Below are 19506 nucleotides of genomic sequence, written 5' to 3'. Positions count from 1 at the left end.
GCCCGCACGGGTGCGCAACCATCGCCGACCGTGATGTCGTCCGCGCCATCCGAGCGAGGTCGCGGGTTCGATCGTCCCGCGGCGCGGTCAGTCCTCCAGCGCGAGCGCCTGGCGCATCGTCAACCGACCCTGGGTCTGCATCAGCGAGCGGCGGTAGATCTTCTCGGCCACCACGACGATGCCGTAGGCGGCCACCGCCATCACGACCAGCGAAACGACCGGCTCCCACCAGGCGGCGGTGCCCTCGGCCAGGCGCCCTGGCATGGCGACGATCGACATGATCGGCACATACGACGCCACCACCCGCGCGGTGCCGGTGAGGAAGATGCCCGCGAACAGCACGATCATGATCAGCATCGACAGGGGAGTGGCCGTGGACTGCAGGTCCTCGCTGCGGGTGGCCAGCGAGCCGGCGACCGCCCACAGGCTGGCCAGTGCGAGGAAACCGACGAGGAAGAACACGATGAACCAGCCCGCCGCACCGGCGATCCGGTCCAGCTGATCACTCTGCCCGATCGCCGCGAGCCCGATCAGCCCGGCACCGACGAACAGGCTGAGCTGGATGAACGCCAGCACCGCGTTGCCTGCGACCTTGCCGATCAGCAACTGCCGCAACGGCATCGCGCTGGCCAGAATCTCGACGATCCGGTTCTGCTTCTCCTCCACCACGCTCTGCGCGATCGACATGCCGAACAGCACCGAGGACAGATAGAAGAGGAAGGCGAACACGAACGCCACGATCCTGGCCAGGCCGGGATCGACGGCGCCCTTCTCCAACAGGTCGTAGGTCACCCCGGCGCCACGCCCGAGTTCGGCCAGCGAGACACCCGCCGCCTCGGCATTGCGCGCCAACGCGAGCTGGGTCGCGGCGGCGGTGATGTAGGTGGTGGCGTTGTCGTCCTCGGCGGTCTTGCCGATCAGCCGCCAGCCGGATTCGGCCGGTACCAGGCCGACATCGGCCTGCTCGTCTCGCACCGCCTGCTCGACGGCGGCCGGATCGGCGACCGGTCGGGTGGTGAAGGTGACATCGGTATCGGCCGCGGCCGCCAGATCGTCGGCGGTCTCCACCACCACCGAGGAGTCCGGCCCGGTGACCGCCACCGTGATCCTGTCCGGCCTGCTGCTCAGGAATCCACTGATGGCCAGCGACGCGACGATGGCCACGATGGTCACCACCGTCGAGATGACGAAGTTGCGATCGCGCAGCTTCACCACGATCTCCCTGGCGGCGACGATCCGCCACACCCCGCGCGCCGTGCTCATGCCGTCACCTCCCGGTAGATCTCCGCCACCGTCGGCCGCAGCTCGGCGAACTCCCGCACCGACCCGCGCGCGAGCGCTGCGGTGAGTACCGAATCAGTACTCGCGCCGGTCAATTCGAGCACCGCCGCCGACCCGTTCGTTTCGACCACCCGCACCCCGGCGAACTCGCGCAGCCATCCCGGATCACTGTCGACGACCAGCCGGTACCGCGCCGCGCTGCCCGCGCGCAGCGACTCCACCGATCCCTGCCCGACCACCCGGCCGCCCGCGAGGATCACCAGCTGATCGCACAGCCGCTCCACCAGATCGAGCTGATGCGAGGAGAACAGCACCGGCACCCCCTGGTCGGCGTACTCGCGCAGCAGCTCGGCCATGGAGTCGACCGCGACGGGATCGAGCCCGGAGAAGGGCTCGTCCAGGATCAGGGCCGTCGGCCGCGCGATCACCGCCGCCGCGATCTGCACGCGCTGCTGATTGCCCAGCGACAGCGATTCGAGCTTGTCCCTACTCCGGTCCCCGAGCCCGAACCGTTCCAGCAGTTCCACGGCCCGCGCCTTCGCGGCCGCGGCACTCACGCCACGCAGCCGCGCCAGGTAGACGAGCTGGTCGACGACCGGCTGTTTGGGATAGAGCCCGCGTTCCTCCGGCATGTAGCCGAAGGCCCGGCGATCGGCGGCGGTCACCGGGCGCCCCGCCCACCGCACCTCGCCGCCGTGCACGGCCAGCACCCCCATGATCATCCGCATGGTGGTGGTCTTGCCTGCCCCGTTACCGCCGACGAACCCGGTCAGCGCACCGGGTTCCACCGTGAAGGAGACGTGGTCGACCGCCACGTCGGTGCCGAAGCGCCGAACCAGTTGCGCGACTTCCAACATCGAACTCCCCGTCTGTTGTCGTCTCGGCCCAACGGTACCGATCCGAGGCCTTTCGGGGCCGATGTCCGGGAGTCAGCGCGGCGTGACCCAGGTGGTGATGTCGGCGTGCACCACCTCGACACCGTCCTTGTCATAGATGGAGACGGGCACGGTCAGCTCGGTGCCCTCGGTGATCGCCGCGAAATCCGGGACCTCGGCCAGCTTCGCCACTGCCCGCAGCCCGGTCTCGGCCTTGGCCAGGTACTGCACGTTCATCGCCTTGGGGATCCAGCGATGCGTGGTCGGCACCGTGGCCTCGCTGAGCATGCCCATCGCCACCTCGGCGAGGTTGCAGGCCGCGATCGCGTGGAAGGTGCCCAGATGGTTGTGGATACCGAACCACTTGGGCGAGGTCACCTCGCAGATTCCCGGCTCTAGCCGGACCACCTGCGGCAGCACCGTGCCGAAGTAGGGGACCCGGGCGACCATGCCCAGTGAGAACAGCGCGTGCCCGATGCGGTTGTCGGGGAGTTTCTTCCAGCCGCGGTACGTCGCGGTTTCCTGTGCCATTCCCGTATCTTACTCAAAAGTAAGGTAGCGGGGAACCCGCCCCGGCGGGGAGGTGGGGGCGCGCCAGCTACCATTGGTCGGCACAGCTCGATCGGCGGTGCGGTCCAGGTAGAAGGCCCTTCGAGGCGTGATCGATACCTCATGACCCCCGATTTGAAGACCGCCGACGGCATGGTGCATACTGTTCGGGTTGCCTTTCACAGGATCATGTCTTCTCCTCGGAGGAGGCGGGTCGCTTGAGGCGAGCAGTAGTTTGTATCCCCCTGGTTCGCCGGGGTGGATACGTCCGGAACCACCGTTCCAGGCCAAGGTGAGCAACTGACCGGGGCTGAGGAATGAGCGAAAAGGCGACACGCCCGACCGCGTGGACCGGAGAACCATGACAGATGAACAGCGGCGAGGATCGGGCGGTGCCCGGTCGCGGTCTCCAGACTGAGATCTTCGTGTGTTCGGGCTGTGCAAATGAGGGTGGTGCAGGAGCCAGCTCCTGTGACCACGAAGGAAAGCGGAGAAAAGGACACTTAGCGTGGCGGGACAAAAGATCCGCATCAGGCTCAAGGCCTATGACCACGAGGCGATCGACGCGTCTGCGCGCAAGATCGTGGAGACGGTGACCCGCACTGGCGCCCGTGTGGTCGGGCCTGTGCCGTTGCCCACCGAGAAGAACGTGTACTGCGTCATCCGTTCGCCGCACAAGTACAAGGACTCGCGCGAACACTTCGAGATGCGTACGCACAAGCGCCTCATCGACATCCTCGACCCGACGCCGAAGACGGTCGACGCGCTCATGCGCATCGACCTGCCGGCCAGCGTCGACGTCAACATTCAGTGACGGGGACTCGAGATATGACTGACAACAAGAACCGGCCCGCAGCCGGCATCCTGGGCACCAAGCTCGGCATGACCCAGGTCTTCGACGAGAAGAACCGCGTCGTCCCGGTCACCGTCATCAAGGCGGGCCCGAACGTGGTCACCCAGATCCGCACCGTGGAGCGCGACGGCTACTCGGCCGTCCAGATCGCTTTCGGCGCCATCGACCCGCGCAAGGTGAACAAGCCGGACGCCGGCCAGTTCGCCAAGGCCGGTGTCACCCCGCGCCGCCACGTCACCGAGATCCGCGTCGCCGACGCCTCCACCTTCGAGGTCGGCCAGGAGCTCTCCGCCGACGTGTTCGAAGAGGGCACCTACGTCGACGTGACCGGCATCAGCAAGGGCAAGGGCTTCGCCGGCACCATGAAGCGTCACGGCTTCGCCGGTCAGGGCGCCTCGCACGGTGCGCAGGCTGTGCACCGTCGCCCCGGCTCCATCGGTGGCTGCGCCACCCCCGGCCGCGTGTTCAAGGGCATGCGCATGTCGGGTCGTATGGGTAAGGAACGCGTCACCACGCAGAACCTCTCGGTTCACAAGGTCGACGCCGAGAACGGCCTGCTCCTGGTCAAGGGTGCCATCCCGGGCCGCAAGGGCAACGTCGTGATCGTCAAGAGCGCCGTGAAGGGTGGTGCGCACGCATGACCAGCCTCGACAAGAAGGCCAACCTGACGCTGACCGTGAAGGCCGCAGGCGGCAAGACCGAAGGCACCGTCGAACTCCCCGCGGAGATCTTCGACGTGACCGCCAACGTCGCGCTGATGCACCAGGTCGTCATCGCGCAGCTGGCCGCCGCTCGCCAGGGCACCCACGCCACGAAGACTCGTGGTCAGGTCTCCGGTGGTGGCAAGAAGCCGTACCGCCAGAAGGGCACCGGCCGCGCCCGCCAGGGTTCGACCCGTGCGCCGCAGTTCGCCGGCGGTGGCACCGTCCACGGCCCGCAGCCGCGTGACTACAGCCAGCGGACCCCCAAGAAGATGAAGGCCGCCGCCCTGCGTGGCGCCCTGTCCGACCGGGCCCGCAACGAGCGCATCCACGTGATCTCCGAGCTGGTCGCGGGTCAGACCCCGTCGACCAAGTCGGCCCAGAGCTTCCTGTCCGAGCTGTCGGACCGCAAGAAGTTCCTGGTCGTCGTCGGTCGCGAGGACGTCGCCGCGTGGAAGAGCGTGGCGAACCTGCAGAACGTGCTGCCGATCGCCCCGGATCAGCTCAACACCTACGACGTGCTCAACAGCGACGACGTGGTGTTCAGCGTCGAGGCCCTGAACGCCTTCGTTCACGGTCCCGCCGAGGCGGCCCAGGAGGAGAGCAAGTGAGCACCATCGCCGACCCCCGCGACATCCTGCTCGCACCGGTCATCTCGGAGAAGTCCTACGGACTGATCGAGGAAGGCACCTACACCTTCCTGGTGCACCCGGATTCGAACAAGACGCAGATCAAGATCGCCGTCGAGAAGGTCTTCGGCGTCAAGGTCACCAGCGTCAACACCGCCAACCGTCAGGGCAAGCGCAAGCGGACCCGCTTCGGTTACGGCAAGCGCAAGGACACCAAGCGCGCGCTCGTGACCATCTCGGCCGACAGCAAGCCCATCGAGATCTTCGGAGGCCCGGTCGCGTAAGCGGCTGGTCATCCAGAAAGTAGAGAAGAACTCATGGCAATCCGTAAGTACAAGCCGACAACGCCGGGCCGTCGTGGCTCCAGCGTCTCGGACTTCGCCGAGATCACCCGGTCGACGCCGGAGAAGTCGCTGCTGCGCCCGCTCACCAAGTCCGGTGGTCGTAACGCGCACGGTCGCATCACCACGCGTCACCGCGGTGGCGGTCACAAGCGTGCCTACCGTCTGATCGACTTCCGTCGCCTGGACAAGGACGGCATCCCGGCCAAGGTCGCGCACATCGAGTACGACCCGAACCGCACCGCCAACATCGCACTGCTGCACTACGCCGACGGCGAGAAGCGCTACATCATCGCGCCGAAGGGCATCCAGCAGGGTAGCCCGATCGAGTCCGGCCCCACGGCCGACATCAAGCCGGGCAACAACCTGCCGCTGCGCAACATCCCGACCGGTACCACGATCCACAACGTGGAGCTGCGTCCGGGTGGCGGCGCCAAGATGGCCCGTGCCGCGGGCATGAGCATCCAGCTGCTGGGCAAGGAAGGGCCGTACGCGACCCTGCGTATGCCCTCCGGTGAAATCCGCCGTGTCGACGTGCGCTGCCGCGCCACCGTCGGCGAGGTCGGCAACGCCGAGCAGTCGAACATCAACTGGGGCAAGGCCGGCCGTATGCGCTGGAAGGGCCGCCGTCCCACCGTCCGTGGTGTCGTCATGAACCCGGTCGACCACCCGCACGGTGGTGGTGAGGGTAAGACCTCCGGTGGTCGCCACCCGGTCTCCCCGTGGGGTCAGCCTGAGGGCCGCACCCGCAAGCCCAACCGCCCGAGCGACAAGCTCATCGTCCGCCGCCGCAAGACCGGCAAGAAGCGCTAAGGAGGAGGTAAGAAATGCCACGCAGCCTCAAGAAGGGCCCGTTCGTCGACGACCACCTCCTCGCGAAGGTGGACGTGCAGAACGAGAAGGGCACGAAGCAGGTCATCAAGACCTGGTCGCGTCGCTCGACCATCATCCCCGATTTCATCGGCCACACTTTCGCCGTCCACGACGGTCGCAAGCATGTCCCGGTGTTCGTGTCGGACAACATGGTCGGCCACAAGCTCGGTGAGTTCGCGCCGACCAGGACGTTCAAGAGCCACGTCAAGGACGACCGGAAGAGCAAGCGGCGATGACTGAAACCAACACCGAAACGGTTCAGAACCCGACTGCCCGCGCTACCGCTAAGCACGTGCGGGTCACCCCGATGAAGGCGCGTCGCGTCGTGGACCTGGTCCGCGGCAAGCGCGTCGAGGACGCCCTGGCGATCCTGAAGTTCGCGCCGCAGGCCGCGAGCGAGCCGGTCGCCAAGGTCGTGGCCAGCGCCGCGGCGAACGCCGAGAACAACCTCGGCCTGAACCCGGCCACCCTGGTCATCTCGACCGCGTTCGTCGACGAGGGTGCCACCATGAAGCGTTTCCAGCCGCGGGCCCAGGGCCGCGCGTTCCGGATCCGCAAGCGCACCAGCCACATCACCATCGAGGTCGAGAGCGTGCCCACTGCCGGCGCTGCCACTCGTAGCCGCCGGAAGGGAGGGGCAAAGTAAATGGGACAGAAAATCAACCCCCATGGCTTCCGCCTCGGTATCACCACCGACTGGAAGTCGCGTTGGTACGCGGACAAGCAGTACGCGGAATACGTGAAGGAAGACGTTCAGATCCGCAAGCTCCTCGCCACCGGCATGGAGCGGGCAGGCATCTCGAAGGTCGAGATCGAGCGCACCCGTGACCGCGTGCGTGTGGACATCCACACCGCGCGTCCCGGCATCGTGATCGGTCGCCGTGGCGCGGAGGCCGACCGCATCCGCGCCGAGCTGGAGAAGCTCACCAAGAAGCAGGTCCAGCTGAACATCCTCGAGGTCAAGAACCCCGAGTCGGATGCGCAGCTGGTCGCTCAGGGTGTCGCCGAGCAGCTCAGCAACCGTGTGGCGTTCCGTCGCGCGATGCGTAAGGCCATCCAGTCGGCCATGCGCTCGCCGAACGTCAAGGGCATCCGTGTGCAGTGCTCGGGCCGCCTCGGTGGCGCCGAAATGTCGCGCTCGGAGTTCTACCGCGAGGGTCGCGTCCCGCTGCACACGCTGCGCGCGGACATCGACTACGGCCTCTACGAGGCCAAGACCACCTTCGGTCGCATCGGCGTGAAGGTCTGGATCTACAAGGGTGACATCGTCGGTGGTCGTCGTGAGCTGACCGCCGCCGCCGCTGCTCCGGAGCGCCCGCGTCGCGAGCGTCCGAGCCGCCCGCGTCGTTCCGGTTCCGCCGGCACCACCGCGACCTCGACCGAGGTCGGTCGCGCCGCCACCGCTGTGGCGGACGCACCGGCAGAGAACCAGGAGGGCTGACGCATGCTGATGCCCCGTCGCGTCAAGCACCGCAAGCAGCACCACCCGTCCCGCTCCGGCATGTCCAAGGGCGGCACCGCGGTGGCGTTCGGTGAGTACGGCATCCAGGCTCTCGAGCCCGCCTACGTCACCAACCGTCAGATCGAGTCGGCGCGTATCGCGATGACCCGCCACATCAAGCGTGGCGGCAAGATCTGGATCAACATCTACCCCGACCGCCCGCTCACCAAGAAGCCTGCCGAGACCCGCATGGGTTCCGGTAAGGGTTCGCCGGAGTGGTGGGTCGCGAACGTGAAGCCCGGTCGGGTCATGTTCGAGATGTCTTACCCGAATGAGGAGATCGCTCGCGAGGCCCTGCGCCGCGCGATGCACAAGCTCCCGATGAAGTGCAGGATCGTGACCAGGGAGGAGCAGTTCTGATGGCTACCGGAACACCGGCCGCAGAGCTCCGCGAGCTCAACGAAGAAGAGCTCGTGGCCAAACTGCGCGAGAGCAAGGAAGAGCTTTTCAACCTGCGCTTCCAGATGGCGACGGGTCAGCTCGACAACAACCGTCGTCTGCGCGTCGTCCGCCACGAGATCGCGCGCATCTACACGGTCATGCGTGAGCGCGAGCTCGGCCTGGCCACGGCACCCGCTGGCAAGGGAGACGCGGCATGAGCGAGAACAAGGAAGAGCGCAACAGCCGCAAGGTACGCAGCGGCTACGTCGTCTCGGACAAGATGAACAAGACGATCGTCGTCGAGCTGGAAGACCGTCACCGGCACAAGCTCTACGGCAAGATCATTCGCACCACCTCCAAGGTGAAGGCGCATGACGAGAACGAGATCGCCGGCGTCGGCGACCGCGTTCAGCTGATGGAGACCCGTCCGCTGTCGGCCACCAAGCGCTGGCGTCTGGTCGAGGTCCTGGAGAAGGCCAAGTAAGGTCCCTCCTCGATCCATCGAGATCGTACGCACGAAGGCCCGTTTCCCCGAGGGAAGCGGGCCTTCGTCGTTGTTCCGGTTCGGAATCCGGCTCGGTCAGCGGGCATCGGGGCGCGGGACGTCGCCGCGCCAGGCGCCGGTCTCGTGGCCGTGCGCTTCGATGAACTCCTTGAACCGTCGCAGGTCGCCGTTCACCCGGTGCTGGAGAACACCGAGTTTGTCGGCGGCGTTCTCGACGAAGCCCTCCGGGTCGATGTCCATCTGGGCGGTGACCCGGGTGTGGGTGTCGTCCAGGCGATGGAAGGTGATCACACCGGCGTGATCGGGTCCGCTGTCGGACCGCCACGCGACCCGCTCGTCCGGGTGCTGCTCGGTGATCGTGGCGTCGAACTCCCTGGTCGACGGGCCGACATGAATACGCCAGTGCGTGTGCAGGTCGTCGAGCTGCTGGACCGTCTCCACGCCCTCCATGAACTGTGGGAAGGACTCGAACTGGGTCCACTGGTTGTAGGCGGTGCGGACCGGGACCTCGACATCCACGGTTGCGGCCAGTGTGCTCACGGGAACCCCTTTCCTCGATTGCGGTTCTCATCCCGGGCCTACCCGGGGCAGAACATCGCAAACAGCGGCTGCGGTCGGGGTCAGCCGGTGAAGGCGTAGGGCTGGCGGATCTTTCGGGCGAATTCGACGATGTTGGTGACGGTGGTGCCGGAGACGCCCACCTCGGCGCCGATGCTGCGGGCCGACCAGGACTGGTCGGTGAGTTCGAGGATTTCCTCGATCTGGTCGAGGGTCAGGCGCAGGGGGCTGCGGTGGGCGATCTGGCGGGCCAGGGCGCGGACTTCGTTGTCGTCGTCGAAGTCGTAGTCGGGGGTGAGGTCGTCGCTGTCGAGGCGCGGTTCGGTGGGTGCCGCCGCGTCGTCGTCGCGCGGGAGGTCCTTGGCGTCGGCCGCCGCGACCTCGGTCGCCGGCTTCTTCGGCACGGGCGTCACGAGTTGCCGGTCGGGCGCGGGCTCCGTGCGAGTCGGGACGGCGTCCAATTCGGTCGTGAGGGTGAGCTGTTCGGGCTCGTCAGCCGTCGGCTGTGGATCGATGTGCACCGGCTCGGGTGCCGCGGTATCGCCGTTGCGGTCACGGGCGACGGAGCCGGCGTGCGCCGTCGCCTCGGGAACCGGGTCGGTACCGGTGGCCGCGCCCGCTGTGGCCTGGGCGGCGGCGGTGGCCGGTATTCGCCGCACGGTGGGGGTGGCGCCGCTCGTGCGGGCGTAGTCGGCGGTGCGCCGGTGATCGACCGCCGCCTTGTGGATCAGCTCGAGCGTGCCCGGCGCGGTCGCCTTGTCGACCGACGGATGACGCCCGGCCGGGAGCTTGCGCTCGATCCGCGCGGGTGCCACGACTTCTCCGGCAGGCTGATCGGCCGACGCCGGACGCTCCGAAACATCCTCCGCGGCAACGGAGTCCAGATCGGCTTCGGCGACCGCCCGAGCCGCACCGTCGAACGAGGAATCGGCGACTGCGCCGGTGCGCGGACTGGCACTCGTCGAGTCCGTACCGAGCACCTCGGACCCGGAGGCGACGCCGTCAACATCGGCCGGGGTCGCCATGTCGTCCGCCGCGGCGCTGCGGCTCGCGGTGGAAATATCGACGGCGTCGGTGGATCCGGATGCCGCCGACGCTGCGACGCCGCTTGTGTCGGACGGGACGACGGCGTCGGTAGACCCGGATGTCGCCGACGTGGCGACGCCGCTCGCGTTGGTCGTGACGGCATGGTCAGGACCGGTGCCGTCCGTGTGGGAGGTGATACCGGCTGCGGCGCTGACTGCCTGACGCGCGCTGGTGGTGTCGGCCATGATCGGCGCGGCTCCGCCGATGACATCAGGCGCGGAGCCGGTCGCGACGTCCGCCGGATCGGTTGGTGACTGGTCCGCAGCGCTATCCGGGACCGCGGTGTCGGCCTGGGCGGGCTCGGCGGCCGCCTGCGCGGTCGGCGCGTAACTCCGGTCGGACGACGGTGCGGTAACCGCCGAAAGCGCCTGGTCGAGAACAGAACCCGTTTCCCGCACGGCGCGAACCTCCGACACCCGTTCCGACGGCGCGAAACTCGTGCCGACCTCCCCGGGCAATTCCACCGACGCACTCTCGATGAGCAGGGCGTAGCGTGCGGAAACCCAGGCGTGCAACCAGATAACGACGCCGACCATGACCGGGGCGATCGAGTATTCGGCCGCGCGGCCCCAGGCTCCGGCGGCCAGGTGGGGGCCCGCGTTGAGGGCGACGGTGGTGCCGAGGAGGGCGAGTTCGAAGACCAGGACCTTGCCGCGTTCGAGTTCGCGGCCCCAGCGGGCGGCGGTGGTGGCGGCGACCATGATGGTGATGATCGGGATCGAGATCATCGCCTCGATCCCGAAACTGAGCCAGTACAGCGGATCGCTCATGTCCCCGCTGGGGACGAGGTTGTGCTGCACGTTGACCCCGGCCCACACCATGCCGAGCACGACGACGCCGATCAGCGCCCGCGACGACCACTCCGCGCGGCGGTAGAGCTGCGCGAGCCGGGCATCGGCGCTGGAGACCCGGCGGCGGGCGGCCAGTGCCTTGCGATGCCAGCGCGCGTCGGCCTCGTCGGTGCGGCGGATGAGCGCCCCGGTGCGCCGGTCCCGTTTCTCGGCGGCGAGTTCGTCGGCGACGGCGCGACGGCGCTGCTTGCGGCGCTGGGCGCGAATCCATTCGGCGAGTTCACGTTCGGCGCGGATCTCGGAGTCGGAGAGCGCGTCGTAGAGGGCGGTGTCGTGCTGGAGGGGGAGCTTGCCGCGCGCGGTCGCGACCTGCTGCGCGAGTGCCGTGATCTCGGTGTTCGGCGTGCTGACGGCATCATCGATCGACCGCTCGTCGGACATCTGGCGCCTTCCGGTCACTCGAACATATGGACTATCGAACATATGTGTGATTGCCAGAGAGCGTAAACGCCGACCGGTCGCCGGTCAACGACAACGAACGATCAGGGGGTGGCGACACCCCGGCGGCAACGGCCTGAACGGGGCGAACGATCCGTCCGGCTACTCGCGCGATTCGGGTCCGGTGATCCGCCGCTCGTAGTCCTTGCGCGCCGACGAGCTACCAACGGCGGCGACCTGATTCGGCACCGTGCGGCGCAGCACGATGTCGCGCGCACGCTGCGGCAGCAGGCCCGCCAGCCGGAGCAGTGGACCGACCTCCGCGGGCAGCACGACCTCGAAGCGCGGGCGTTCGACGACGTTCAGCACGGCACGGGCGACGTCGGCGGGCTGGAGGAGTTTCGCGGCGCCGGTGGCGGTTCCGGCGGCGAGTTCGGTGTCGACGACGCCCGGCATGATCGCGGTGAGCTCGACGCCGCTGCCGCGCAGTTCCTCGCGCACCCCGGTCAGATAGCCGAGGACGCCGTGCTTGGTGGCGGCGTAGGTGGATTCCCCTGCGGGCGAGACCTTGGCCGCGATCGAGGCGATGGTGACGATGTGTCCCCGCCCGCGCGTGCGCATCGCCGGCGCGGCCAGCCGCACACCACGGATCACCCCGTGCAGGTTCACCGCGAGCATCCGCGCCGTGGCGGTGTCGGGCTCGGTGTCGAAGGACCCGACCCACATCACCCCGGCATTGTTGACCAGCACGTCGATCGGCCCGAGCAGGGCCTCGGTGGTGGCGAGGAAGTCGTGGAACGACCGCTCGTCGGTGACATCGAGCTCGCACCCGTGCACGGTCCCTGGCAGTTCCCGCGCGGTCGTGCGCGCCGCCGTTCCGGACAGGTCGCCGACGCAGACGCGGGCGCCCGCCGCGGCGAACTGGCCGGCGATCTCGCGGCCGATGCCCGCGGCGCCACCGGTGACAGCGATGACCAGCCCGGCATGGGTGCGTTTCATCGGCGAAGCCTTTCGATCCAGCGGGAACACGCCTTCTGACATGTCGTCATGTCAGAAATTTGCGCCTAGTATTCCACGCAGTCGCACAGAAGGACAGGCGTCGATGACAGAGGAGTCCGCCGATCGTCCGGCGGGTCGGCGGTATTCGGGCCGCACCACCGAGGAGCGCGTCCAGCAGCGCCGCTCGGCCCTGCTCGCCGCCGCGCTCGAACTCTTCGGCACCCAGGGGTACGCGGCCGGATCGGTGAAGCAGTTGTGCGGCATCGCCGGGCTCACCGAGCGCTATTTCTACGAGTCGTTCCGCGACCGCGAGGACTGTCTGTCGGCCCTCTACGACGAGCTGACCGCCGCGCTGCGCGAGCGCACCCTCACCGCCCTGCGCGCGACCGGTCGCGATCTGGACGACCTGATCGCCGCGGGTCTGGCGGCGTTCATCGGCTACCTCACCGAGGACCCGCGCCGCGCCAGGGTGGTGCTGATCGAGGTGGTCGGCGTCTCCGCCGCGATGGAGGCCAGGCGCCACGGCGTCCTGCGCGACTACGCCGAACTGGTGGCGGACCTGTGGGCGACGGCGCGCGCCGAGCCGCTGTCCGAACGGGGCCGCCTGACCTGTGTCACCGTGGTCGGCGGCGTCAATCACCTGCTGGTCGACTGGCTGATGGACGGCCGCGCGACCGATCCGGACGACCTCGTCGAGGTCTGCGCCGGTGTCTTCGCCGCCGTCCGGGCCACCGACCCGGCTCTGGCCGACGGCCGCTGACTCAGCGCAGCGCGGTGTGCCAGACGATGGCCGCGGCGAGCGCGCCGGCGCCGTTGAGCGACCAGTGCAGGGCGATCGGCGCGAGCAGGCTGCCGCTGCGCCTGCGCAGCCAGGTGAACACCACGCCCGCCGCGGCGGTCGCCGCGACGGCCAGGGCGATGCCGACGATCTGACCGAGCGGCCCGCCGCCGACGATGCCGGACAGTCCGGCGTTACCGCTGGTGAGGCCGAGGGAAGAGGCGATGTGCCAGAGCCCGAACAGCAGCGAGCCCGCGGCGAACAGGCCGCGCACACCGAGCACCCGGTCGAGGGTCCCGTGCAGGACACCGCGGAAGGCCAGCTCCTCCGGGATGACGGTCTGCAGCGGGATGACGATCATCGACGCGATCAGCGCGCCGGAGACGGTGGCGTACCGGTCGGCGAGGAAGAACGGCCTGGTCACCGGCAGCAGCGCCCCGATCGCGACGGCGGTGAGCACGATGCCGACCGCGCCGAGCGCGTAGATCGTCCCGCGCCGCCAGTGCCGGGGCGACAGGCCGAGTTCGGCCCAGCCGAGCCCACGCTTGCGCATCAGCGCCAGCAGCGCGAAGGCCGCGATCGGCACGGTGACGATATTGGCCCACGCGGTGGTGAAATGCGCGATCAGATTGGTCCCGGCCAGCACGACGACGACCACGGCGATATCGATATAGGCGTGCAGCTTCGGTCGGGGCGCGGTGACGGGAACGGACACCCGACCGAGTGTACGGAAATATCACGAAATGGAAACGGCGGAGTGAAATCGATTACCGGGGCGGTGCGCCGGCCGACCAGCCTGCCGGATCCGTCCACGCCTGCAGCGTGCGCCGCGTCTCGAATCGGCGCGGCTGCCTGCTGATCGGATCGGTGAATTCCAGCGAGGCGGCGAGCAACTGCAGCGGGCGGGTGTAATCGTCGACGGATTTGTCGGTGACGACCGGATAGAAATCGTCGCCGAGGATCGGCACCCCGAGGCTGTTCATGTGCAGCCGGAGCTGGTGGGTCCGTCCGGTGTGCGGCCGCAGCCGGTACCGGCCCAGTCCGTCGCGGTGCTCGACCAGTTCCACCTCGGTCTCGGCATTGGGCTCGCCGTCCACCTCGTAGGCGGCGAGCACGTGCTTCTCCTTGACGATCCGGCTGCGCACCACCCGCGGCAGCTCGAGCGCCGGATCGTAGGGCGCGATGGCCTCGTACTCCTTGCGGACGGTCCGGCGGTGGAACATCGTCTGGTACGCGCCGCGCGCGGCCGGGTTCACCACGAACAGGACCAGCCCCGCGGTCACCCGGTCCAGCCGGTGGGCCGGGATCAGGTCGGGCAGGTCGAGCTCGCGGCGCAGCCGGACCAGCGCGGTCTGCAGGATGTGCTGTCCACGCGGGATGGTCGCCAGGAAGTGCGGCTTGTCGACCACCAGGAGGTCGTCGTCGCGGTGCACGATCCCGATCTCGAACGGCACCTCCCGCTCCACCGGCAGATCGCGGTGGAACCACACCGCGCCGCCGGGGACGAACGGCGCGTCCGGGGCGAGCGGCCCGTCGAGGTCGACGATCTCGCCGGCCCGCAACATCTCGTCGATCCGCGCCGGGTCGACCCGCGGCAGCCGCTCGACCAGGTGCTCGCGCACCGTCGCCCACTGCCCGTCCTCCGGGAGCCGGAGCCGGGCGGGGTCGAGGCCGTGCCGCTTGGGCAGCGGCGGCTGCTGCCTGCGTCGCATGGCACCAGTCTCGCCGGATCTCAGCCCGCGCGTTCCGCCAGCCCCGGATAGTCGACGATCAGACCGGCCGCGTCGTACTCGAGGACGGCCTGGAAATCGAACACTTCGGCGGTGTAGTCGTAGCGCTGACCAGCACCGTCGACGATCCTGCGGTAGTGCTGGGACAGTCGCGAGACCGCCAGGTCCTCGGCCGCGACGTAGACGGCGGGCGCGTGCGCGCCGTCGCCGACGGCGAGGCCGAGCCGGTGCACGGGTAGCGCGTTGGTGAACGCCGATGCCGCCAGGTCCACATCGAGACATCCGTCGAGGTGCGGCGCGTGCACGCCGTCGACCTGCCAGCGGCCGAGCCCGTCGGAGTGCAGCACCAGCGAGCGCCGGGCCTCGGGATACCTGGCGGTGATCTGCGCCGAGCGCGTGTGCCAGCTCCCGTCGACCCGGAGCCGGTAGTCGATGGCCCAGACGTGGCCGTCCTCGACCGCGGTCGCGCACCCTTCGATGATCACCCCGCGCGCGTCGTCGCGGAAATAGGTCACTTCGAAGCCGGTGCGCGCCTCGCGATGCGTCCAGGCGGCCGAGGTGGGCAGGGGAGTGAACACCACTGAGGAATTCCCGAATTCGGGCGGGTCAACCGGCGCGCTGATCCAGCACCATCAATTTCGCCTCGACGAGAGTATGGCGCGCGCGGCGGCGCACCCGGCACAGCTCGACGCTGCATTCGAGGTGGATCTGCATGGCTCGATGCGCCTGTTCGGGCGTGAGCTTTCCGGGATCGGCCTGACAGTCCGCGATTGTCGAAATTATTGATGTGACAAACATTTTCGTGCTCCCGCCACTGAAAGTCTCTGAGAGGTAGGGAGAAAACTACGCCCGGAATGTCGAATAGCCGAGGGGGTTGACCGGCAGTTCACACAACCTTCCCCGCACAGCCACAACCGCTCAACTTAGGCTAACCTACCCTTGGCGCATTGCCGTGGACAGTCGAGAGGGCGAGAACGTTATGACGGTGCAGGTAGCGCCGCCGCCGGGGGCGGAGTCGGGCAACCGGCCACCCAAGGCCGCGGCGAAGGCGCGTAAACAAGAGGAAGCGCGGGCACGCAAGGAGATCCTGGCCCCCGTCTCGGGCATGCTGACGATCGCGAGCCTGCTCGTCGCCGTCGCCTCGGTGTGCACCGTCGTGCCGTTCCTGCTGATCGTGCAGGCCTGCCGGGAACTGCTCGAGACCCCGGTCGACACCGATCGCGTGTGGTGGCTGTTCGGCGCGGCCGTCGCGGTGCTCGTCGTGCGGGCGCTGCTGCAGGCCGTGGCGCTGACCTGGTCACACGCCCTCGACGCCGGCTACCAGCTGACCCTGCGCCGCTTGCTGGCCGACAAACTCACCAGGGTGCCGCTCGGCTGGTTCGGCGAGCGCAGCTCCGGTGAGGTCAAGACCTATCTGCGCGACGACGTGGAGGCCCTGCACTACCTCGTCGCGCACGCCCGGCTGGAGTTCGTCGGCGCGCTGGTGGTTCCGCTGGTCACCCTCGGCTACCTGTTCACCGTCGACTGGCGGCTCACCCTGGTGCTGCTGATCCCGCTGATCGCCTACTTCGTGCTGTTCGGCCGGATCATGGACCGCGACGGCCGCGACCGCCTCGCCGTCTACACCCGCTGGGAGCGGCGCACCGCCGAGGCCACCATCGAATTCGTGGACGGCATCCAGGTGGTGCGCGCGTTCGGGCAGGCGGGCAAGGCGCACACCGAGTTCCAGACCGCCGTCGACGGGCAGGTGGCCGCGGCGCAGCGGATGAAGATGCCGATCATCCGCGTGCAGTCGGCCTCCGACATCGTCGTGATGCCGGTGTTCGTGATGCTGATCGTGGTCGTCGGCGGGCTGGCCTTCATCGGACTCGACTGGGTGAATCCACTCGATCTGCTGCCGTTCCTGCTGGTCGGCCTTGGTATCGGCAGCTCGCTGCTCGGGCTCGGTTACGGCTCGCAGGCGCTGCGGGCCGGTGGTGCTGCGGCTCTGCGCCTGCACGAACTGCAGCAGACGCCGGAACTCGACATCGTCGAGTCCGCCACCCCGGCCACCGGGCAGGGCGGCGTCGTCCGCTTCGACGGCGTCGAATTCGCCTACCGCACCGGCCACGACGTGCTGCGCGGCATCGACCTGGAACTGACCCCGGGCACCATCACGGCGCTGGTCGGGCCGAGCGGCTCGGGCAAGTCGACGCTGGCCAAGTTGCTGCCCCGGTTCTACGACGTCGGCGCGGGCCGGATCACCATCGACGGCCGCGACATCCGCGAATTCACCAGCGAAGAGCTCTATCGCACCGTCGGATTCGTCTTCCAGGACGTGCGCCTGATCCGCGGCTCGATCCGGGAGAACCTGCTGATCGCGCGCCGCGACGCCGACGACGCCGCCCTCGAACGCGCCTGCCGGGCCGCCCAGATCCACGACCGGATCATGGCGCTGCCGCGCGGCTACGACTCCGAGATCGGCACCGACGCCTCACTGTCCGGTGGTGAGGCGCAACGGCTTTCGATCGCTCGCGCGCTGCTCGCCGACACCCCCGTCCTGGTGCTCGACGAGGCCACCGCCTTCGCCGACCCCGAGTCCGAGGCCGCGGTGCAGGACGCGCTGGCCGCGCTCGTCGCCGGGCGCACCGTGCTGGTGATCGCGCACCGCCTGCACACCATCACCGAGGTCGACCGGATCCTGGTGCTGGAGAACGGAACCCTGGTCGAGCAGGGCACGCACGCCGACCTGCGGGCCGCCGGTGGGCTGTATCAGCGGCTGTGGGAGATCAACGAGGCAGCGCTCGGCACCCTCGCCCTGGTGGAGGAAACACGATGATTCGCAAGGTTTTCCGCCTCGTCCCCGACGAGCTCAGCCCGCTCATCCCGCGCCTGCTCGCCGCCATCGTGGTGCAGGCGCTGTGCCAGGCCATCGCCTATCTGCTGCTGGTCCCGGTGCTGGAAGCGCTGTTCGGCGACGACCTGCGCGGCGCCTGGCTGTGGGCGCTCGGCATGGGCGTCGCGGTGCTTGGCGTGGTGGTCTTCGGTTACCTGCAGGCCGTCATCGGACTGCGGATCGGGCTCGGCATGCAGCGCTCGCTGCAGACGAGTCTCGGCGACAAGCTGAACGCGCTGCCGCTGGGCTGGTTCGAGGGCCGCGACGCCGGACCGCTGTCGCGGGTGATGGTCGAGCAGGTGCGCGAGATGCAGGGTCTGATCGCCTACCTGCTCACCAAGGTGCTCACCGGCGTCATCGTGCCGCTGGTGGTCGCGGTGGGCATGTTGTTCATCGACTGGCGGGTCGGGCTGGCCATGCTGCTCGCCGCCCCGGTGCTCTACCTGGTGAACAACCTCGCCAATCGCGCCTACACCGGCGCCGACGCCCACCTGCACACCGCCGCGGCCGAGGCCGATTCGCGGGTCGTCGAGTTCGCGCAGGCCCAGCCGGTGCTGCGCGCGTTCGGCGCGGTCGGGGCGGGCAACAAGGCGCTCGACGCCGCCCTGGTCGCCCAGCGGTCGGCGGTGCGCAAGATGATGGTCGCGACGGTGCCCGGCCTGATCGTGTTCGCCCTGTTCGTACAGGCCGTGTTCCTGGTCCTCGCCTACCTGGCGGTGGTCCAGGTGACCGATGGCGCGATCTCGGCCGCCGCCGCCATCGCGCTGATCGCGGTGAGCTCGCGTTTCATCGAGCCCGTGAACCAGGCCGCCCAGCTCGGCGCCGCCCTGCGCTCGGCCGCTGCCGCGGCCGACCGGATCACCGATCTGCTGGCCGAACCGACCCTGCCAACCCCGACCGACCCGGTGACTCCGGGTGCGCCCGCGGTGGTCTTCGACGAGGTGAGCTTCGGCTACCGCCCCGGCGAGCCGGTACTCGCCGACCTGTCCTTCACCGTCCCGGCCGGGACGACCACGGCCATCGTCGGTCCGAGCGGTGCCGGCAAGACCACCTTGTTGCGTCTGGCCGCCCGCTTCTACGACGTGGACTCCGGCGTGGTCTCGGTCGGCGAACACGATGTGCGCGAACAGCCCTCGGACACCCTGCTCGATCAGCTCTCGCTGGTCTTCCAGAACGTCTACCTGTTCAACCGCTCGGTCGCCGACAACATCCGCATCGGCAAGCCCGACGCCACCGATGCCGAACTGGAGCGCGCCGCCGTGGCCGCGCGGGTCGACGAGATCGTCGAGCGGCTGCCCGACGGCTTCGATACCGCCGTCGGCGAGGGTGGCGCCTCGCTGTCCGGTGGTGAGCGGCAACGTGTTTCGATCGCGCGCGCCCTGCTCAAGGACGCCCCGATCGTGTTGCTCGACGAGGCGACCAGCGCGCTCGACCCCCATTCGGAGGCGGTCGTCGTCCGCGGCATCCACGAATTGACCAGGGACAAGACGGTTCTCGTCGTCGCGCACCGGCTCTCGACCATCGCGCACGCCGATCAGATCCTGTTCCTCGACGGTGGCCGCATCGTCGAGCGCGGCACGCACGCGGAGCTGCTGGCGCTGGACGGCCGCTACGCCGCGTTCTGGAACGAACGCGAACGCGCGACCGGCTGGCGGCTGGAGCCCGCCGCCGTCTGACCCGGGGAACCCTCGGCGGGCCCGCGGGGCGCCCGGCCCCCGGCCCCCGGGAAGGAGACCCGCCGCAGGGGCGGGGGGGGACGGGG

General features: G+C 68.8%; 24 protein-coding genes. 15 read left to right on the top strand and 9 right to left on the bottom strand.

Annotation, left to right across the window (positions count from 1 at the left end):
- Positions 1–87: 87 nt before the first annotated feature.
- The 3 genes from QH270_RS04395 to QH270_RS04385 form a co-directional block, all read right to left on the bottom strand.
- Entirely contained in the window at positions 88–1263 is a 1176-nt protein-coding gene (locus tag QH270_RS04395) for an ABC transporter permease (RefSeq protein ID WP_280339013.1), read from the bottom strand.
- Entirely contained in the window at positions 1260–2138 is an 879-nt protein-coding gene (locus QH270_RS04390; protein ID WP_280339012.1) for an ABC transporter ATP-binding protein, read from the bottom strand. The genes QH270_RS04395 and QH270_RS04390 overlap by 4 nt, the downstream gene beginning before the upstream one ends.
- A 72-nt stretch (positions 2139–2210) precedes the next feature.
- Complete coding sequence (locus QH270_RS04385; RefSeq protein ID WP_110037230.1) at positions 2211–2687, bottom strand: hotdog fold domain-containing protein; 477 nt, start codon at positions 2685–2687, stop codon at positions 2211–2213.
- 526 nt (positions 2688–3213) lie between these two features.
- Here QH270_RS04385 and rpsJ point away from each other — a divergent pair.
- From rpsJ to rpsQ, 11 genes are read left to right on the top strand one after another with little or no spacing between them, the layout of a single operon-like run.
- Positions 3214–3519: a 30S ribosomal protein S10 gene (gene rpsJ / locus QH270_RS04380; protein ID WP_003938093.1), complete on the top strand. Its 306-nt coding sequence runs from the start codon at positions 3214–3216 to the stop codon at positions 3517–3519.
- Between the two features lie 14 nt (positions 3520–3533).
- Entirely contained in the window at positions 3534–4199 is a 666-nt protein-coding gene (gene rplC / locus QH270_RS04375) for a 50S ribosomal protein L3 (RefSeq protein WP_110037229.1), read from the top strand.
- Complete coding sequence (gene rplD / locus QH270_RS04370) at positions 4196–4870, top strand: 50S ribosomal protein L4 (protein ID WP_280339010.1); 675 nt, start codon at positions 4196–4198, stop codon at positions 4868–4870. Before rplC ends, rplD begins: the two co-directional genes overlap by 4 nt.
- Positions 4867–5172, top strand: a complete 306-nt coding sequence (gene rplW, locus QH270_RS04365; RefSeq protein ID WP_019045018.1) for a 50S ribosomal protein L23 — start codon at positions 4867–4869, stop codon at positions 5170–5172. The genes rplD and rplW overlap by 4 nt, the downstream gene beginning before the upstream one ends.
- A gap of 33 nt (positions 5173–5205) precedes the next feature.
- Positions 5206–6042, top strand: a complete 837-nt coding sequence (gene rplB, locus QH270_RS04360; protein ID WP_110037227.1) for a 50S ribosomal protein L2 — start codon at positions 5206–5208, stop codon at positions 6040–6042.
- A 14-nt stretch (positions 6043–6056) separates the two neighbouring features.
- Positions 6057–6338: a 30S ribosomal protein S19 gene (rpsS, locus tag QH270_RS04355; protein ID WP_019045020.1), complete on the top strand. Its 282-nt coding sequence runs from the start codon at positions 6057–6059 to the stop codon at positions 6336–6338.
- Positions 6335–6748 (top strand): 50S ribosomal protein L22, encoded by a 414-nt coding sequence (gene rplV, locus QH270_RS04350; RefSeq protein ID WP_019045021.1) that lies wholly within the window; start codon positions 6335–6337, stop codon positions 6746–6748. Before rpsS ends, rplV begins: the two co-directional genes overlap by 4 nt.
- Positions 6749–7543: a 30S ribosomal protein S3 gene (gene rpsC, locus QH270_RS04345; protein WP_019045022.1), complete on the top strand. Its 795-nt coding sequence runs from the start codon at positions 6749–6751 to the stop codon at positions 7541–7543.
- Between the two features lie 3 nt (positions 7544–7546).
- Positions 7547–7963 (top strand): 50S ribosomal protein L16, encoded by a 417-nt coding sequence (rplP, locus tag QH270_RS04340; protein WP_019045023.1) that lies wholly within the window; start codon positions 7547–7549, stop codon positions 7961–7963.
- A complete protein-coding gene (rpmC, locus tag QH270_RS04335) occupies positions 7963–8202 on the top strand; it encodes a 50S ribosomal protein L29 (RefSeq protein ID WP_019045024.1) in 240 nt (79 codons plus the stop codon). Before rplP ends, rpmC begins: the two co-directional genes overlap by 1 nt.
- Positions 8199–8468, top strand: coding sequence for a 30S ribosomal protein S17 (rpsQ, locus tag QH270_RS04330; RefSeq protein WP_110037226.1), 270 nt, complete (start codon positions 8199–8201; stop codon positions 8466–8468). Before rpmC ends, rpsQ begins: the two co-directional genes overlap by 4 nt.
- Before the next feature lie 96 nt (positions 8469–8564).
- Here the strand turns inward: rpsQ and QH270_RS04325 are convergent, their stop codons facing one another.
- The 3 genes from QH270_RS04325 to QH270_RS04315 all read right to left on the bottom strand — a co-directional run bounded on the left by QH270_RS04325 (position 8565) and on the right by QH270_RS04315 (position 12361).
- Positions 8565–9029, bottom strand: a complete 465-nt coding sequence (locus QH270_RS04325; protein ID WP_280339009.1) for an SRPBCC family protein — start codon at positions 9027–9029, stop codon at positions 8565–8567.
- 80 nt (positions 9030–9109) lie between these two features.
- Positions 9110–11365 (bottom strand): hypothetical protein, encoded by a 2256-nt coding sequence (locus tag QH270_RS04320; protein WP_280339008.1) that lies wholly within the window; start codon positions 11363–11365, stop codon positions 9110–9112.
- Between the two features lie 159 nt (positions 11366–11524).
- Positions 11525–12361 (bottom strand): SDR family oxidoreductase, encoded by an 837-nt coding sequence (locus QH270_RS04315; RefSeq protein ID WP_280339007.1) that lies wholly within the window; start codon positions 12359–12361, stop codon positions 11525–11527.
- 103 nt (positions 12362–12464) lie between these two features.
- On the opposite strand from QH270_RS04315, the gene QH270_RS04310 reads away from it, so the two are divergent.
- Positions 12465–13121, top strand: a complete 657-nt coding sequence (locus tag QH270_RS04310) for a TetR/AcrR family transcriptional regulator (RefSeq protein WP_280339006.1) — start codon at positions 12465–12467, stop codon at positions 13119–13121.
- 1 nt (position 13122) lies between these two features.
- Here the strand turns inward: QH270_RS04310 and QH270_RS04305 are convergent, their stop codons facing one another.
- Genes QH270_RS04305 through QH270_RS04295 form a run of 3 tightly spaced genes read right to left on the bottom strand, consistent with a single transcriptional unit; the run spans position 13123 to position 15450 of the window.
- The gene (locus QH270_RS04305) at positions 13123–13854 is read right to left on the bottom strand and encodes a CPBP family intramembrane metalloprotease (protein ID WP_280339005.1); all 732 of its coding nucleotides are present in this window, start codon (positions 13852–13854) and stop codon (positions 13123–13125) included.
- 52 nt (positions 13855–13906) lie between these two features.
- Positions 13907–14851, bottom strand: coding sequence for an RluA family pseudouridine synthase (locus QH270_RS04300; RefSeq protein WP_280339004.1), 945 nt, complete (start codon positions 14849–14851; stop codon positions 13907–13909).
- 20 nt (positions 14852–14871) lie between these two features.
- Positions 14872–15450: a putative glycolipid-binding domain-containing protein gene (locus QH270_RS04295; RefSeq protein WP_280339003.1), complete on the bottom strand. Its 579-nt coding sequence runs from the start codon at positions 15448–15450 to the stop codon at positions 14872–14874.
- On the opposite strand from QH270_RS04295, the gene QH270_RS04290 reads away from it, so the two are divergent.
- The 3 genes from QH270_RS04290 (at position 15440) to QH270_RS04280 (ending at position 19420) form a co-directional block, all read left to right on the top strand.
- Entirely contained in the window at positions 15440–15655 is a 216-nt protein-coding gene (locus tag QH270_RS04290; protein WP_280339002.1) for a hypothetical protein, read from the top strand. The two genes, QH270_RS04295 and QH270_RS04290, sit on opposite strands and share 11 nt — an antisense overlap.
- Positions 15656–15848: 193 nt before the next feature.
- Complete coding sequence (locus QH270_RS04285) at positions 15849–17687, top strand: ABC transporter ATP-binding protein (protein ID WP_280339001.1); 1839 nt, start codon at positions 15849–15851, stop codon at positions 17685–17687.
- The gene (locus tag QH270_RS04280) at positions 17684–19420 is read left to right on the top strand and encodes an ABC transporter ATP-binding protein (protein WP_280339000.1); all 1737 of its coding nucleotides are present in this window, start codon (positions 17684–17686) and stop codon (positions 19418–19420) included. Before QH270_RS04285 ends, QH270_RS04280 begins: the two co-directional genes overlap by 4 nt.
- Positions 19421–19506 lie beyond the last annotated feature (86 nt).

Origin of the sequence: Nocardia neocaledoniensis (assembly GCF_029868625.1) — a bacterium.
GTDB lineage: Bacteria > Actinomycetota > Actinomycetes > Mycobacteriales > Mycobacteriaceae > Nocardia > Nocardia neocaledoniensis_A.
This window is presented reverse-complemented; position numbering and strand designations above follow the sequence as displayed.